The 14,949-nt window shown below is 66.9% G+C and carries 15 protein-coding genes; 12 read left to right on the forward strand and 3 right to left on the reverse strand.

All coding sequences use genetic code 11. The annotated features are described in order from the left end of the window. Positions 1-506 (forward strand): GNAT family N-acetyltransferase (locus VNQ78_RS16790; protein ID WP_325691888.1); only part of this gene is annotated, 506 nt, incomplete at its 5' end. Here VNQ78_RS16790 and VNQ78_RS16795 read toward each other — a convergent pair. Then, positions 503-1,438, reverse strand: coding sequence for a hypothetical protein (locus VNQ78_RS16795; RefSeq protein ID WP_325691890.1), 936 nt, complete (start codon positions 1,436-1,438; stop codon positions 503-505). The two genes, VNQ78_RS16790 and VNQ78_RS16795, sit on opposite strands and share 4 nt — an antisense overlap. Before the next feature lie 15 nt (positions 1,439-1,453). Beyond that, positions 1,454-1,924, reverse strand: coding sequence for a transcription elongation factor GreA (gene greA / locus VNQ78_RS16800; protein ID WP_325691892.1), 471 nt, complete (start codon positions 1,922-1,924; stop codon positions 1,454-1,456). 272 nt (positions 1,925-2,196) lie between these two features. Here greA and VNQ78_RS16805 point away from each other — a divergent pair, with 272 nt between their 5' ends. The 11 genes from VNQ78_RS16805 (at position 2,197) to VNQ78_RS16855 (ending at position 14,213) form a co-directional block, all read left to right on the forward strand. Next, complete coding sequence (locus VNQ78_RS16805) at positions 2,197-3,843, forward strand: electron transfer flavoprotein-ubiquinone oxidoreductase (protein ID WP_325691894.1); 1,647 nt, start codon at positions 2,197-2,199, stop codon at positions 3,841-3,843. Positions 3,844-3,939: 96 nt separating this feature from the next. Then, positions 3,940-5,778, forward strand: coding sequence for a tetratricopeptide repeat protein (locus tag VNQ78_RS16810; protein WP_325691897.1), 1,839 nt, complete (start codon positions 3,940-3,942; stop codon positions 5,776-5,778). 1 nt (position 5,779) lies between these two features. After that, positions 5,780-6,607 (forward strand): 4-(cytidine 5'-diphospho)-2-C-methyl-D-erythritol kinase, encoded by an 828-nt coding sequence (locus VNQ78_RS16815; RefSeq protein WP_325691899.1) that lies wholly within the window; start codon positions 5,780-5,782, stop codon positions 6,605-6,607. 29 nt (positions 6,608-6,636) lie between these two features. After that, positions 6,637-7,374: a pyridoxine 5'-phosphate synthase gene (locus VNQ78_RS16820; protein WP_325691901.1), complete on the forward strand. Its 738-nt coding sequence runs from the start codon at positions 6,637-6,639 to the stop codon at positions 7,372-7,374. 48 nt (positions 7,375-7,422) lie between these two features. Further along, entirely contained in the window at positions 7,423-7,857 is a 435-nt protein-coding gene (gene acpS, locus VNQ78_RS16825) for a holo-ACP synthase (RefSeq protein WP_325691903.1), read from the forward strand. A 58-nt stretch (positions 7,858-7,915) separates the two neighbouring features. After that, positions 7,916-8,707, forward strand: a complete 792-nt coding sequence (gene lepB, locus VNQ78_RS16830; RefSeq protein ID WP_325691905.1) for a signal peptidase I — start codon at positions 7,916-7,918, stop codon at positions 8,705-8,707. 42 nt (positions 8,708-8,749) lie between these two features. Continuing rightward, complete coding sequence (rnc, locus tag VNQ78_RS16835) at positions 8,750-9,439, forward strand: ribonuclease III (RefSeq protein ID WP_325691907.1); 690 nt, start codon at positions 8,750-8,752, stop codon at positions 9,437-9,439. Beyond that, on the forward strand, positions 9,436-10,347 hold the full coding sequence (era, locus tag VNQ78_RS16840) for a GTPase Era (RefSeq protein ID WP_325691909.1): 912 nt from the start codon (positions 9,436-9,438) through the stop codon (positions 10,345-10,347). Before rnc ends, era begins: the two co-directional genes overlap by 4 nt. Further along, positions 10,340-10,675 carry a DUF1491 family protein gene (locus VNQ78_RS16845; protein WP_325691911.1) on the forward strand — a complete coding sequence of 112 codons (336 nt, stop codon included), beginning with the start codon at positions 10,340-10,342 and terminating at the stop codon, positions 10,673-10,675. Before era ends, VNQ78_RS16845 begins: the two co-directional genes overlap by 8 nt. A 211-nt stretch (positions 10,676-10,886) precedes the next feature. After that, positions 10,887-13,322 (forward strand): DNA topoisomerase (ATP-hydrolyzing) subunit B, encoded by a 2,436-nt coding sequence (gyrB, locus tag VNQ78_RS16850; protein ID WP_325691913.1) that lies wholly within the window; start codon positions 10,887-10,889, stop codon positions 13,320-13,322. A 186-nt stretch (positions 13,323-13,508) separates the two neighbouring features. Further along, positions 13,509-14,213, forward strand: a complete 705-nt coding sequence (locus VNQ78_RS16855) for an outer membrane protein (protein WP_325691915.1) — start codon at positions 13,509-13,511, stop codon at positions 14,211-14,213. A gap of 48 nt (positions 14,214-14,261) precedes the next feature. Here VNQ78_RS16855 and pdeM read toward each other — a convergent pair. After that, on the reverse strand, positions 14,262-14,949 hold a 688-nt coding region (gene pdeM / locus VNQ78_RS16860; RefSeq protein ID WP_325691917.1), incomplete at its 5' end, for a ligase-associated DNA damage response endonuclease PdeM.

Raw genomic sequence — 14,949 nt, forward strand, 5'->3', positions numbered from 1 at the left:
GCAGCTTCGGCCCGGCGCTGCAATTCCTGCCGACGCCGCCGCGCCACGGCATCGCGCTTGTCGGGGCCGCGATGAATGGCGAACGCGCGCTGGTCGCGCTGTCACGGGCCGGAACGCTGGTCGGCATCGCGGGATTGCGCGGCGCAAGCGGCGGCTTCCTCTCGCAGGGGGCCGAGGGATTTTACACGGCCTTCGGTCCGTTCCGGGGGCATCTGCGGCATATGGCGGCGGGTCTCAGCCGCGGCGGGGCCGAGACGCGCGACCTGATCCTTGACGGGGTGGCGGTCCGCCCGCCCTGGCGCGGTCGGGGCATCGCCCGCGCGCTGGTCGAAGCGGCTGGCCACGAGGCGCGCCGCCTTGGCCATCCCGCCCTGCGGGTCGAAGTCGAGGCGCGCAACCGCGCCGCCTTCGCGGTCTGGACCTCGCTTGGTTTCCTGCCCAACGGCCGGCAAAGGATGGGCTGGCCCTGGCGGGCGCGGGCCCATGTCCTCAGGCTGCCGGTCTAGCCTTCGTCCGGTTCCGCCTGATCGCCCAGCATCCCGGTCGCCTGCGCCAGCAGCAGGAAGGCGCGGCCGGACCGGGTTTCAGCCAGCACGGCCAGCAGCTTCACATCCTCGCCCTCGGCCCGCTGACCCAGCAGGCGGTCGAAATGGCGCAGGAAATGATGGGCGACATCGCGGAAAACCTCGTCCCCGCGCAGCATCGTCCCTGCGGTGGCAAGCGCCGAGGCATCCTCGATCACCGCCAGCCCCGACACATCCACACCCCGCGCGCCTTGGGCAAAGCGGCGCCAGAGCCGGCCATCGGTCTCGGGGATCTGCAGGTCGTCCATATAGACCCCCTGCCCGGCCAGCAGCGTGACGACATCCTGCGCGGCGCGGATCAGCCGGGCGAGGTCGGGATCGGCCAGCGCAAGGCGCAGGCAGCGAATCGCCTCGCGATCCTCGGGACCGTCGGGAAAGTTCAGCGCGAGCAACAGCTCGGTCGGGGTCAATTCGGGCGCATTCGACATGCCGAGATCAAGGCCGGGCTGCCGCGCCTCGGGCTGCGCCGCGCGTGGGGGCGGTGGCGGTGGCGGAACGACCCGCCGTTCCGTGGGCGGGCTCGGGGCTACACGCGGGGCCTCGGCGCGCGGCTCGGCCATGTCCCGCATCTGCGCCAGCGCGGCGCGCAACTCGTCGGCCTCAAGCCGCAGGCGCGCGAGGCTTCGCGCCGACCAGACCGCAAACCAGATCAGCACCAGCGGCAGGACGATCCCCAGGAACCAAAGCAGCCAGCCGCCCGGCGCGGCCTCGCCCTCGGCTTCGGTGCTTTCGGGCGCGAGCCATGCGAGGACCAGCACCACCGCCAGCCAGCAAAGGCTCGCGACCGCGCCAAGCATCACCGGCCGGTCGCGGCCGTGATCGCCGGCGCGGCGCAGGGCATCAAGCGCGGTCATGCGCCCCACCCCGCATCAGAGGTAGCGGACCGAAATGATCTCATAAGATTTCCCACCACCGGGCGTGACGACCTCGACGCTGTCGCCCTCGTCCTTGCCGATCAGCGCCCGCGCCAAGGGCGAGCGCAGGTTCAGGAGGCCCCGTTCCAGATCCGCCTCGGCCTCGCCGACGATCTGATAGGTGCGCTCTTCCTCGGTATCCTCGTCCAGCAGGGTCACGGTCGCGCCAAACTTGACGCTGCCGGACAGTTTCGACGTGTCGATGACCTCGGCGCGCGAGATGATCATCTCAAGCTCCTTGATGCGGCCCTCGACGAAGCTCTGTTTTTCGCGCGCCGCATGATATTCCGCGTTTTCCGACAGATCGCCATGCTCGCGCGCCTCGGCGATGGCGCGGATGACGGCGGGACGTTCGACCGCGCGAAGCTCGCGCAGTTCCTCGTCAAGCAGGTCGAAGCCGGCGCGGGTCATTGGTATCTTTTCCATTCGGTCCTTCCGTCCGCGGCGTTGCGGCACCATTCTGCGCGAAACAATGTGTTACAACGCCCCCGACCTTTTCAGGGTCGAGGGCGCGATTTTCCGGCATCGTGGCGCGATTGTCCCAGCGTTTCAAGCCCGGATCCGACCATCCGCAATCCTTTGCCCAGAGGGGCGCCAGCCCAAGCCGATGGTTCGTTGCGTTTCCATTGCCGCCGCGCGCGATAGACGCTAGGTCTGTCGCGCACTGAAGGAGCTAGGATGCAAGGGAGGCCCCAGCCATGAGCGATATTGTCCGCGAGTCGATGGAATATGACGTCGTGGTCGTTGGTGGGGGGCCGTCGGGTCTGTCTGCGGCGATCCGGCTGAAGCAGGTGAACCCTGCGCTTTCCGTGGTGCTGCTGGAGAAGGGCTCCGAGATCGGGGCGCATATCCTCTCGGGCGCGGTTCTCGACACCTCGGGCCTCGACAAGCTGATCCCGGACTGGAAAGAAAAGGGCGCTCCGGTCGAAACCGAAGTCACCACCGACAATTTCTACATCCTGGGCGAGCAGGGTCAGGTCCGCGTGCCGAACTGGCCGATGCCGCCCCTGATGTCGAACCACGGCAAATACATCGTCAGCATGGGCAATGTCTGCCGCTGGCTCGCCGAACAGGCCGAGGCGCTGGAGGTCGAGATCTTTCCCGGCATGGCCTGCTCGCAGCTGGTCTATGAGGGTGACCGCGTCGTCGGCGTCGTCGCCGGCGAGATGGGGCTTGAGGCCGACGGCACCCCCGGCCCGCAATATGAGCCGGGGATGGAGCTGCGCGGCAAATATGTCCTGATCGCCGAGGGCGTGCGCGGCAGCCTCGCCAAGGAGCTGATCGGCAAATACGACCTCTCCTCCGGGCATGAACCGCAGAAATTCGGCCTCGGCATGAAGGAGATCTGGGAGATCGACCCGGCCAAGGCCAAGCCCGGCACCGTCACCCACACCATGGGCTGGCCCTTGGGCAGCAATGCCGGCGGCGGGTCGTTCATCTATCACCTCGGCGGCAATCAGGTGCTGGTCGGCTTCGTCGTCCACCTGAACTACAAGAACCCCTATCTCTACCCCTATATGGAGTTCCAGCGCTTCAAGCATCACCCGATGGTTGCGGAACTCCTGGAGGGCGGCAAGCGCGTGGCTTACGGCGCGCGGGCGATTTCCGAGGGCGGCTGGCAGTCGATCCCGAAGATGGTGGTGCCGGGCGCGGCGCTGCTTGGTTGCTCGGCCGGGCTGGTGAACGTGCCCCGGATCAAGGGCAACCATAACGCGATGCTGTCGGGGATCGCGGCGGCCGATGCGGCGGCGGCGGCGATTGCTGCGGGCCGCGAGGGCGACGAGCTTGCGGATTACGAGGCCGAGGTGCGCGGCGGCGCCATCGCCCGCGACCTGAAGCCGGTCCGAAACGTCAAGCCGGTCTGGTCGAAGCTGGGCCTCTGGCCCTCGCTGGCGCTGGGGGGCTTCGACATGTGGGTCGCGAACCTGACCGGCTGGAACCCGCTGGGGACGTGGAAGCACGGCAAGACCGATGCCGAGGCGACCGGCAAGGCCGCCGATTTCAAGCCGATCGACTACCCGAGGCCCGATGGCAAGCTGTCGTTCGACCGCCTGACCAATGTGAGCTTCAGCTTCACCAACCACGAGGAATCCCAGCCCTGCCACCTGCGGCTGAAGGATGCCTCGATCCCGATTTCGGTGAACCTGCCGCTCTATGCCGAACCGGCGCAGCGCTATTGCCCGGCCGGGGTCTATGAGGTGCTGGAGGGCGAGGACGGGCCGCGCTTCCAGATCAATTTCCAGAACTGCGTCCATTGCAAGACCTGCGACATCAAGGATCCCAGCCAGAACATCAACTGGACGACACCCCAGGGCGGCGACGGGCCGAACTACCCGAATATGTGATCGGGGCGTGGCAATGCCGGGCAAGTCCCGGCGTTGCCCATCGGCGCGGGGGCCGCTAGGGTCGCAACGGGTATTGCCAAGGACTGGGCCGAAACCGTGACGACAAGATTGCTCCCCCTGGCGCTCATCGCGCTGACTGCCACGTCGAGCCTGTCCGGGGCCGTTCATGCCGCCCCCGATCTCGCCCAGAACGCGCCCCCGGCGACGCAGAAACCTGCGGACGGCAAGGACGCCCCCGCCCCCGAGACGCATGGCCTCGCCGGACCCTATCTCGCCGCGCGGCAGGCGGCGATCGGCAATGACTTCCAGAGCGCCGCGACATATTACCTGCAGGCCATGGCGCAGGACGACACCGATCCCTTCCTGCAGGATTCCGCGCTTGTCGCCCTGATCTCGGCCGGAGAGATGGAGCGCGCCGCAGCCCTTGCCGTGACCATGTCGGATCAGGGCCGCGCCACCGAACTCGCCCGGCTGATGCAGCGGGCAGAGCTTGCAAAGACCGGGCGCTGGCAGGATCTCGCGAATGCGATCGACACCGCCCCTCCGCCCCCTGCCGCAGACGGGATGGGCGCGGCCGCGCCGGGCGGCAACATGCTGTTCGACAAGCTGATGCGGGCATGGGCGCTGCTGGGCGCGGGAAATGCCCGCCAGTCGCTCTCTGCCTTCGACGAAATGGGCAAGATCCGCGGCGCGCGCCCGATCGTGAACTATCAGCTCGCCCTCGCCAAGGCGGCGGTCGGGGATTACGAGGGGGCCGAAGTGCTCTTGGCCGATCCGTCGACCGGCGCGCATATCCTCGGCGTCATCGCCCGCGCCCAGATCCTGTCGCAGCTCGAGCGCAATGCCGACGCGATCGCCATGCTCGAGGCGACCCCCGGCTTTGCCGAGGAGCCGCATCTGATCGCCCTGCGCGACCGCATGAAAAAGGGCGAGACCCTGCCCTTCGACAGCGTGCGCAGCCCCGCGGACGGCATCGCGCAGGTTTTCCTGACCTTCGCGAGCGTCCTTGCCTCCAGCGAGGAGCCCGATCCGCTGGCGCTGATCCATGCCCGGCTCGCGGCTTATCTGGCCCCGGATCTGGGCGAGGCGCGGCTGATCTCGGCCCAGCTTCTGCAGGGCTTCGGCCAGTTCGACCTGGCCGAGGCGGAATTCGACGCCCTGCGTGAGCTTGGCGACATGCGCCCGATCGCCGAACTCTCGCGCATCGACGCGCTGGCGCGCGCCGACCGGCTGGATGACGCGGAAAAGGCGGCGCTGACCCTGACCGCCGCCCATCCAGAACTGGCGCAGGGCTGGATCGCGCTTGGCGACCTGCTGCGCCAGCAGGAGAAATTCCCGCAGGCCATTCCGGCCTATGACAAGGCGCTGTCGCTCATGGACGGGAAAGCCGGCGAGGTGCGCTGGTTCCCGCTTTACGCCCGCGGCATCGCGTTGGAACGCTCGGGCCAGTTCCCCAAGGCCGAGGCGGATTTCCGCGCCGCGCTGAAACTGCGCCCGGATTCGGCACAGGTGCTGAACTATCTCGGCTATAGCCTCGTCGACCGCAGCGAGAAGCTGGACGAGGCGCTCAACCTCATCAAGCGCGCGGTCGAGCTGCGGCCGGATGACGGCTATATCCTCGATTCGCTGGCCTGGGCCTATTACCGGCTGGGCCGCTACGACGAGGCGGTCGCGCCGATGGAACGGGCCGCCGCCGCGATGGCGGGGGATTCGCTGGTCAATGACCATATGGGCGACATCTACTGGATGGTCGGGCGCCACCGCGAGGCCGAGATCCAGTGGCAGCGCGCCCTGTCGCTGAAGCCCGAACTGGAAAGCGACGCCCATCGCATCCGTGCCAAGCTGGATCGCGGCCTCGACGCCGTCCTTGCCGAGGAAAAGGCGAATGGCGGCAAGCTGCCGGCGCCGAAAGCCCCGGACACGACCAGGAACTAGGATGCGCCTGCCACGGCGCGAGGCGGCGCGCGCGAAACTGAACCTCACCCTGCATGTCACCGGCCAGCGCGCCGACGGCTATCACCTGCTCGACTCGCTCGTCGTGTTCCTCGAACTCGGCGATGTGGTCACGGTCGAGGAAGGGCCGCTCTCGCTGCGTCTCACCGGCCCCTTCGCGGGTGAGCTGACGGCGGCCCCCGACAATCTCTGCCTGCGCGCCGCGCGCCATGCCGGGCGCGAGGTCGCGATCACGCTGGAAAAGAACCTGCCCGTCGCCTCGGGCATCGGCGGCGGATCCGCCGATGCCGCGGCGGTCCTGCGCGCCCTCGGCACAAGCGCAGCGGGAACCGAGGCGCTTGGCGCGGACATCCCCGTCTGCATGGCCGGAAAGCCCGCGCGAATGCAGGGGCTCGGCGAAATCCTCACCCCCCTCCCCCCGCTTCCGCCGCTCAATGTCCTGCTGGTGAACCCGCGGCGTGGTCTCTCCACCCCCGCGGTCTTTGCCGCGCTCGACTGCCGGCAAAACGCCCCCATGCCGCCGAACCTGCCCGCCTTCGCCGATACGGAGGGCCTGATCCGCTTCCTCGGCACCTGCCGGAACGACCTTCAGGCCCCGGCGATCCGCCTGATGCCCGAAATCGCGCAATGCCTCTGCGCGATCGAGGACACGGGCGCGGCGCTTGCCCGCATGTCCGGCTCGGGCGCGACCTGCTTCGGCCTCTATCCCGACGCGGCCAGCGCCGAGACGGCGCGCAGGGCCATCGCAACCGCGCATCCCGAATGGTGGGTGGCCGCATCTGGACTCGCACAAGGCAGCGCGACGCACTAGAACCGGCCGGTATCCGTGGAGGAAAGACCATGCTTCGTCTTGGCGTGAACATCGACCATGTCGCCACCATCCGCAACGCAAGGGGCACGCCCTGGCCCGACCCGGTGCGCGCCGCCGAACTGGCCGAAGCCGCCGGCGCCGAGGGCATCACCGCCCATCTGCGCGAGGATCGCCGCCATATCTCGGATGCCGATATCGACAACCTGATGGCCAGCCTCCGCCTGCCGCTCAATCTCGAAATGGCCGCCACCGCGGAAATGCAGGCGATCGCCCTCCGGCACCGGCCACATGCGGTCTGCCTCGTCCCGGAAAAACGCGAGGAGCGGACGACCGAAGGCGGCCTCGACGTCGCAGGAAACGAAGCCGCTCTCGCCGCCTTTATCGCCCCTCTGCGCGAGGCGGGCTGCCGCGTCTCGCTCTTCATCGGGCATGAGCGGACGCAGATCGAGGCCGCGGCCCGCATCGGCGCTGCGGTGGTGGAACTCCACACCGGCGCCTATTGCGATTTCGACACCGAAGGCCGCCCGGCCGATCGCGACGCCGAACTCACCGCCCTGCGCGAGGCCGCGACCCTGGCCGACAGCGTCGGGCTCGAGGTCCATGCCGGCCACGGCCTGACCTTCGACACGGTCGGACCCATCGCCGCCATCCCGGAGATCAAGGAGCTGAACATCGGCCATTTCCTGATCGCGGAATCGGTCTTTATCGGCCTTGACGAGGCGATCCGCGAGATGCGCCGCCGGATGGACGCCGCGCGGGACGCCTGAGCTTCACCGTTTTCCAAATACCCATCCAGCAGCAGGAGCAACCAGCGGATGATCCTCGGCATCGGCACCGACCTTGCCAATATCGACCGCATCGCGGGCGTGCTCGAACGCCATGGCGACCGCTTCCGCAAGCGCGTCTTCACCGAGACCGAGCTTGCCCTTGCCGCACGCCGCAAGCTCGAGGCGGCGACGCTGGCGAAACGCTGGGCCGCGAAGGAGGCCTGCTCGAAGGCCCTCGGCACCGGGCTTGCGATGGGGATTAGCTGGAAGGACATGGCGGTCAGGAACCTACGCGGCGGCCAGCCGGTCATGGAACTGACCGGCTGGGCGGCGGAACGGCTGCGAACGATGACGCCGGCGGGCCACCGCGCCGTCGTCCATGTCACCCTGACCGACGATCACCCCTGGGCACAGGCATTCGTCGTGATCGAGGCCCTTCCCGAGAGCGTGAGCGCGCGGGCGGAACCGGGCGCTTTCGCTTGACTTTGCCGCGCCGCGCGGCCCATGAACGCGCGAAATCCGCATGAGGGGACCGGCATCCATGGCCAAAAGCGAAGCCCGCAAGGATGGGGGCATCTGGGAAACCGTCAAGACCATCTTCTGGGCGCTCCTGATCGCAGGCGTGTTCCGCACGCTGTTCTTCCAGCCCTTCTGGATCCCCTCGGGCAGCATGAAGGACACGCTGCTGATCGGCGACTTCCTTTTCGTCAACAAGATGGCCTATGGCTATTCCAGCCATTCCTGCCCCTTCTCGATCTGCCCGATCCCCGGCCGCATCCTCGGATCCGAGCCCGAGCGCGGCGATGTCGTCGTCTTTCGTCACCCGACGCGCGGCGATGATTTCATCAAGCGCCTGATCGGCCTGCCCGGCGACCGGGTCCAGATGCGCAATGGCGTCCTCTATATCAATGGCGAGGCCGCGCCGCAGGTGGCTAACGGCACCTTCATCGAGGAACAGGCCCCGCAAGGCCCGCAGGGCAGCCTGCCTTGCCCCGGCCAGATCCACGCGGCGACCGACGGCCAATGCGTGGCCGAGCGCCTGACCGAGACCCTGCCGAACGGCGTCAGCCATGACGTGCTGAACCTGACCGATAACGGGCCGGGCGACAACACGCCGGAATTCACCGTGCCCGAGGGCAATTACTTCTTCATGGGCGACAACCGCGACAATTCGGGCGACTCGCGCTGGCCGGCCTCGCTGGGCGGCGTCGGCATGGTGCCGGCGGAATACCTGATCGGTCGTGCCGACCGGATCATGTTCTCCTCGGCCGGGAAGTCCTTGCTCTATTTCTGGACCTGGCGGGCCGACCGTTTCTTCAAGGCCGTCGATTAAGGAGGAATTGCCGCGGAAGGGGGGCCGTGGCAGGATCGGAACATGAAGATTTCAGCCGAACTTCGCGCCTTCTCCGAGCGTCTGGGCCATGACTTCGCCCGGCCCGAACTTTTGCAGCGCGCCCTGACCCATGGTTCGATCTCGACCACGACGCGGCCGGACAATCAAAGGCTGGAATTCCTGGGCGACCGCGTCCTTGGCCTGACCATGGCCGAGGCGCTGTTCTCGGCCGACCGCGCCGCGACCGAGGGCCAGCTTGCCCCACGCTACAACGCCCTCGTCAAGGGCGAGACCTGCGCCGAGATCGCCCGCAATATCGGGCTGGGCGAGGTGCTGAAGCTTGGCCGGTCCGAGATGATGTCGGGCGGCCGCCGCAAGGAGGCGCTGCTTGCCGACGCGATGGAGGCGGTGATCGCCGCGATCTATCTCGACGCCGGGCTCGAGGCCGCGCGAAAGGTCATCCTGACCCTCTGGGACGAGCGGCTCAGGAATGTCGACGATGACAGCCGGGACGCCAAGACCGCGCTTCAGGAATGGGCGCAGGCCAATGGCATGAACCCGCCGCGCTACGTCCAGACCTCGCGCAGCGGTCCCGACCACGCCCCAGAATTCGAAATCACCGTCCGGCTGGACGATGGCCGCGAGGCCGTGGCCAGCGGCAAAGGCACCAAACGCAGCATCGAACAGGCCGCCGCCGGCACCCTGCTCGGGCAGATCGAAGGAACCAGATGACCGAAACGCGCGCGGGCTTCGTCGCCCTGATCGGCGAACCGAATGCCGGGAAATCCACGCTTCTGAACCGGATGGTCGGGGCCAAGGTCTCGATCGTCACCCATAAGGTGCAGACGACCCGCGCCCGCATCCGCGGGATCGCGATGCACGGCAATGCGCAGATCGTCTTTGTCGACACGCCCGGCATCTTCCGCCCGCGCCGCAGGCTGGACCGCAGCATGGTCAAGGCCGCATGGGGCGGCGCGGCCGATGCCGATGTGATCCTGTTCCTGATCGAGGCGCATCGCGGCCTGACCGACGGCGCGCAGGCCATCATCGACAACCTGCGCGAACATGCCGGGAATACCCCGGTCGCGCTGGTCATCAACAAGATCGACCGCGTCAAGGCCGAGGTGCTGCTCGCGCTCTCGGAGGAGGCCAATTCGCGGTTCGAATTCGCCCGCACCTTCATGGTCTCGGCCGAAAAGGGCTATGGCTGCAACGATCTGGCCGACTGGCTGGCCGCCGAGGTTCCGGCTGGTCCCTGGCTTTATCCCGAGGATCAGGTCGCCGACCTGCCGATGCGCATGATCGCCGCCGAGATCACGCGCGAGAAGCTGACGCTGCGCCTGCATGAGGAAATCCCCTACCAGCTCACGGTCGAGACCGAGAAATGGGAGGAGAAGAAGGACGGCTCGGCCCGCGTCGACCAGATCGTCTATGTCGCGCGCCCCGGCCACAAGGGCATCGTCCTTGGCAAGGGCGGCGAGACGATCAAGGCCGTCGGTCAGGCCGCGCGCGCGGAACTGAGCGAGTTCATGGGTCGCCCGGTCCATCTGTTCCTGCAGGTCAAGGTGCGCGAGAACTGGCTGGACGAAGCCGAGCGCTATAACGAGATGGGCCTCGATTTCCGCGACGGCGATGCCTGAAGCGCGGCTGGCGGCGGGGATCTGGGTCTCGGCCTATCTGCGCCGGCTGCAGCTTGCCGATATTCCGGCCTATGTCACCCGCCATGGCGACGACACTGCCGGGGCCGTCATGGTCAAATGCGCGACGCTGGACGGGCGGGCGAGCCTCTGGATCCGGGAATGGGATCTGGAGACCGACCGGCGGCTGTGGATGCGCCTGAACGAGGCCCCCGAGCGCGAGATCGACGCCGAGATCGCCCGCGACGCCGGCCGCGACCCGGACCTCTGGGTCATCGAGATCGAAAGCCGCGACGGGACCACGCTGCTTGACGAGGACGGGCTGGCCTGAAACCGACGGGCGCCGCGCCTTTTGCGTCGGTTGCGGTCGGGTATTTGGGAAACGGTGAAAGCCAGCCCTGGCTTGCGGGCCGGAGGCGGCAGCGAAAGGCGGGCGGAACGCCGGGGAAACACGGCTTTGGCCGCTAAATCTTGTGGCTTTCCCGTGACATTCCGGCGTCGACCCCCTATAAGATGGGAGCCCAAGGCAGGATAGAATGACAATGACCGAACCCGCCCCCCAGCCCTCCGATTACGGCGCCGATTCCATCAAGGTTCTCAAGGGCCTGGAAGCCGTGCGCAAGCGCCCCGGCATGTATATCGGGGACACGGATGACGGCTCGGGCCTGCATCACATGGTCTATGAGGTCGTCGATAACGGCATCGACGAGGCGCTGGCCGGCCATGCCGACTTCGTGCGCGTCAAGATCCATGCGGATTCCAGTGTTTCCGTCCGCGATAACGGGCGCGGCATTCCGGTCGACATGCACCCGAGCGAAGGCGTCTCGGCGGCCGAGGTCATCATGACCCAGCTTCATGCCGGCGGGAAGTTCGACCAGAACAGCTACAAGGTCTCGGGCGGGTTGCACGGCGTCGGCGTCTCGGTCGTGAACGCGCTTTCCGACTGGCTGGAACTGCGCATCTGGCGCAATGGCAAGGAACATTACGCCCGCTTCGAGCATGGCGACACGGTCGAGCATCTGCGCGTCGTGGGCGATGCCCCGGACGAGAAGGGCACCGAGGTCCGTTTCCTCGCCTCCTCGAAGGCGGAGGGCGGCGAGGGCACGTTCTCGAATCTCGACTATGTCTACAAGACGCTGGAAAACCGGCTGCGGGAGCTGGCCTTCCTGAATTCGGGCGTACGCATCATCCTGGAGGACGAGCGCCCGGCCGAGCCGCTTCGCACCGAGCTTTACTATGACGGCGGTGTGCGGGAATTCGTGAAGTTCATCGACCGCTCCAAGACGCCGGTGATGGCCGAGCCGATCTTCATCCAGGGCGAGAAGAACGGCATCGGCATCGAGGTCGCGATGTGGTGGAACGACAGCTATCACGAGACGGTGCTGCCCTTTACCAACAACATCCCCCAGCGTGACGGCGGCACCCATCTGGCGGGCTTTCGCGGCGCGCTGACCCGGGTGATAAACAGTTACGCGCAGTCGAACGCCTCGGCCCGCAAGCAGAATGTGGACTTCACCGGCGACGACGCGCGCGAAGGTTTGACCTGCGTGTTGTCGGTCAAGGTGCCGGATCCGAAATTCTCGTCCCAGACCAAGGACAAGCTGGTCTCCTCGGAGGTGCGCCCGGCGGTCGAGAGCCTGGTGAACGAGAAGCTTTCGGAATGGTTCGAGGAGAATCCCGCCGAGGCCAAGCAGATCGTCGGCAAGATCATCGAGGCGGCGCTGGCCCGTGAGGCCGCCCGCAAGGCCCGCGAGCTGACCCGGCGCAAGACCGCGATGGACGTGGCGAGCCTGCCCGGCAAGCTGGCCGACTGTCAGGAGAAAGACCCCTCGCTTTCCGAGCTGTTCATCGTCGAAGGCGACTCGGCCGGCGGTTCGGCCAAGCAGGGCCGCGCCCGCCAGAACCAGGCGGTGCTGCCGCTGCGCGGCAAGATCCTGAACGTCGAGCGCGCGCGCTTTGACCGGATGCTGTCCTCGGACCAGGTGGGCACGCTGATCACCGCGCTGGGGACCGGGATCGGACGGGACGAGTTCAACCTGGACAAGCTGCGCTACCACAAGATCGTCATCATGACCGATGCCGACGTGGACGGCGCGCATATCCGCACCCTGCTCTTGACCTTCTTCTTCCGCCAGATGCCGGAACTGATCGAGGCGGGGCACCTCTATATCGCGCAGCCGCCGCTTTACAAAGTCAGCCGCGGCCGGTCGGAGGTCTATCTGAAGGACGAGGCCGCGCTTGAGGATTACCTGATCCAGCAAGGGATCGACGGGGCGAGCCTCAGGCTGGGGAACGGCGAAAACATCAGCGGCGCGGATCTGGCCCGCGTCGTCGAGGAGGCGCGGACCGCGCGCCGGATCCTGCGTGCCTATCCGACCCATTACCCCGCCCATATCACCGAGCAGGCGGCGATTGCCGGAGCGCTGGTGCAGGGTCGGGTCGATGCCGATGCGCAAGGGGTGGCACAGGCCGTCGCCGCGCGCCTCGACATGATCGCCGAGGAATACGAGCGCGGCTGGTCCGGCCGCCCGACGCAGGATGCCGGCATCCGTCTGACCCGTCAGCTTCGCGGGGTCGAAGAATCGCGCACGCTGGACGGGCCGATGCTGCGCAGCGGAGAGAGCCGCCGCCTTGGCGCGATGACGGCGGGGTTGCAGGAAATCTACGGCAAGACCGCGCATCTGATCCGCAAGGATCGCGACATTCCGATCCATGGCCCGCTGGACCTCTTGCAGGCAATCTTCCTCGAGGGCGAGAAGGGCCTGTCGCTGCAACGCTACAAGGGTCTGGGCGAGATGAACCCCGAACAGCTTTGGGAAACCACGCTGGACCCGGCTGCCCGCACAATGTTGCAGGTTCGTGTCGATGACCTGAGCGAGGCTGATGACATTTTCACCAAGCTCATGGGTGATGTTGTTGAGCCACGCCGGGATTTCATCCAGCAGAACGCCCTGAGCGTTGAAAACCTTGATATTTGAGACAATATTTCGTGTTTTCGGCAATTCCACTTTCGACGCGGCTAGCCTTCGCGTAGAATAATTAATTAAGGATTCTCGCATTGGCCCTTGGAATTGGCGCCCTCGCGATGTTTCCTACGACGCAGATGGCGTGACGCGCGATCGCGTGCGGCCTAAAACGATGCACATTGCCTCTGGAGACAAGATATGAATGTTAAGCATCTTTCGATTGTGGCAACCTCGCTTGCGCTCGGGGCCGGTGCTGCCACTGCCGGTGGCTATACTCCCCCCGTCGTAGAGCCGGTCCTCGCGCCTGTCGTCGAAGAGCCGATCGCGAACTGGGCCGGCGGCTATGCCGGTGTCACGCTGGGCTATGCCTTTGGCGGCAAGGATCGCGTCGGCATCAGCGATGCAGAGACCGACACGCTGCTGGGCAACATTGGCGAGATGAAGGGCGACGGCGTCAATGCCGGCGTGCGCGTCGGCTATCGCTGGCAGCGCGACCGCTGGGTCTTCGGCCCGGAACTGGCCTGGGAAGGCGGCGACGTCAAGGGCGACACCTCGGGCACCATCGGCGGGACCGAGCTTGAGGCGGAAGCAAAGCTCAAGAGCATGTATGCGCTGCGCTTCAAGACCGGCTATATCGTTCAGCCGAACACCATGGTCTATGGCATCGTCGGCTATGGCCGCGCGGATGTCGACTATAAGGTCGCCGGTCAGGATGTCGGCTTCGACACCGACGGCTATATCGTCGGTCTCGGCGTCGAACGCCAGTTCACCGACCGGGTCTCGCTGACCGCCGAATACGAATACGCCAATTTCGGCAAGGAAGAGCTCGAGGCGGTTGGCTACACCACTCAGGCGACCATCGACTACAGCAACATCAAGCTCGGTCTGAACTTCCGCTTCTGATCCGATCTTTGCCAAGGCATGCAAGGGGCCGTCCGTCTGGGCGGCCCCTTATCTTATCCAGGGGCGGCGCCCGCGGCTCCTTCGGCCTTCCCTCGCGACCAGAGGCAAAAGCGTCGTCCCGCGTCCGCAGGCAATCGCAAGGCCGGAGGGGACAAGAGCCTTCAGCGCCGGATCATCGCTTGCCAGCCCGCCGGTATAGGCGCCGTAAGCCGGCAGCAGCAGATGGTCAGAGCCGAGGAGGAACGCGCGCCGTCTTTCGCCGGCCAGCCGGACGACCGGGTGATAATGGCCCGAGATATCCGGCCCCGCGCCCGCGACAGCAGCATGGCGCAGCGTGACCGGCCCCAGCATCAATTCCTCCGCGCCCCGACCCGGCACGCCCTGCGGCCGGCCCGGATCATGGTTGCCGCCGATCCAGATCCAGTCGCGGTCGCGGGCCAATGCGGCGATCCCCTCGACCACCGCCGGATCAAGCGCCGCCACTGCCGCGAGATCATCGAACCCGTCGCCGAGGCTCACGATCGTCGCAGGGCGAAGCCGCGCGGCGTCCTCGGCAAGCCGCGCGAGCGTCGCCAACCCCTCATAGGGCGGCAGCAAAGGCCCGCCGCGCCGCGCCATCCGCTCGGACTTGCCCAGATGCAGGTCGGCCACGACCAGCCAGCGCCCCTCCGGCCACCAGAGCGCACCCGAGGGCAGCGCCTCCAGCGCCATCCCGTGAAAGGCGAAGCGATGGCCG

It is taken from the genome of Paracoccus sp. (in: a-proteobacteria) (genome assembly GCF_035556475.1).
Taxonomy (GTDB): Bacteria; Pseudomonadota; Alphaproteobacteria; order Rhodobacterales; family Rhodobacteraceae; genus Paracoccus.

Bases quoted from the DNA above. Each gene is read 5' to 3' on its own strand.
- acpS (WP_325691903.1), top strand. From the start codon at position 7,423: ATGATCCTCGGCATCGGCACCGACCTTGCCAATATCGACCGCATCGCG.
- VNQ78_RS16805 (WP_325691894.1), top strand. From the start codon at position 2,197: ATGAGCGATATTGTCCGCGAGTCGATGGAATATGACGTCGTGGTCGTT.
- VNQ78_RS16820 (WP_325691901.1), top strand. From the start codon at position 6,637: ATGCTTCGTCTTGGCGTGAACATCGACCATGTCGCCACCATCCGCAAC.
- lepB (WP_325691905.1), top strand. From the start codon at position 7,916: ATGGCCAAAAGCGAAGCCCGCAAGGATGGGGGCATCTGGGAAACCGTC.
- era (WP_325691909.1), top strand. From the start codon at position 9,436: ATGACCGAAACGCGCGCGGGCTTCGTCGCCCTGATCGGCGAACCGAAT.
- VNQ78_RS16795 (WP_325691890.1), bottom strand. From the start codon at position 1,438: ATGACCGCGCTTGATGCCCTGCGCCGCGCCGGCGATCACGGCCGCGAC.
- gyrB (WP_325691913.1), top strand. From the start codon at position 10,887: ATGACCGAACCCGCCCCCCAGCCCTCCGATTACGGCGCCGATTCCATC.
- VNQ78_RS16855 (WP_325691915.1), top strand. From the start codon at position 13,509: ATGAATGTTAAGCATCTTTCGATTGTGGCAACCTCGCTTGCGCTCGGG.
- VNQ78_RS16845 (WP_325691911.1), top strand. From the start codon at position 10,340: ATGCCTGAAGCGCGGCTGGCGGCGGGGATCTGGGTCTCGGCCTATCTG.
- VNQ78_RS16815 (WP_325691899.1), top strand. From the start codon at position 5,780: ATGCGCCTGCCACGGCGCGAGGCGGCGCGCGCGAAACTGAACCTCACC.
- rnc (WP_325691907.1), top strand. From the start codon at position 8,750: ATGAAGATTTCAGCCGAACTTCGCGCCTTCTCCGAGCGTCTGGGCCAT.
- greA (WP_325691892.1), bottom strand. From the start codon at position 1,924: ATGGAAAAGATACCAATGACCCGCGCCGGCTTCGACCTGCTTGACGAG.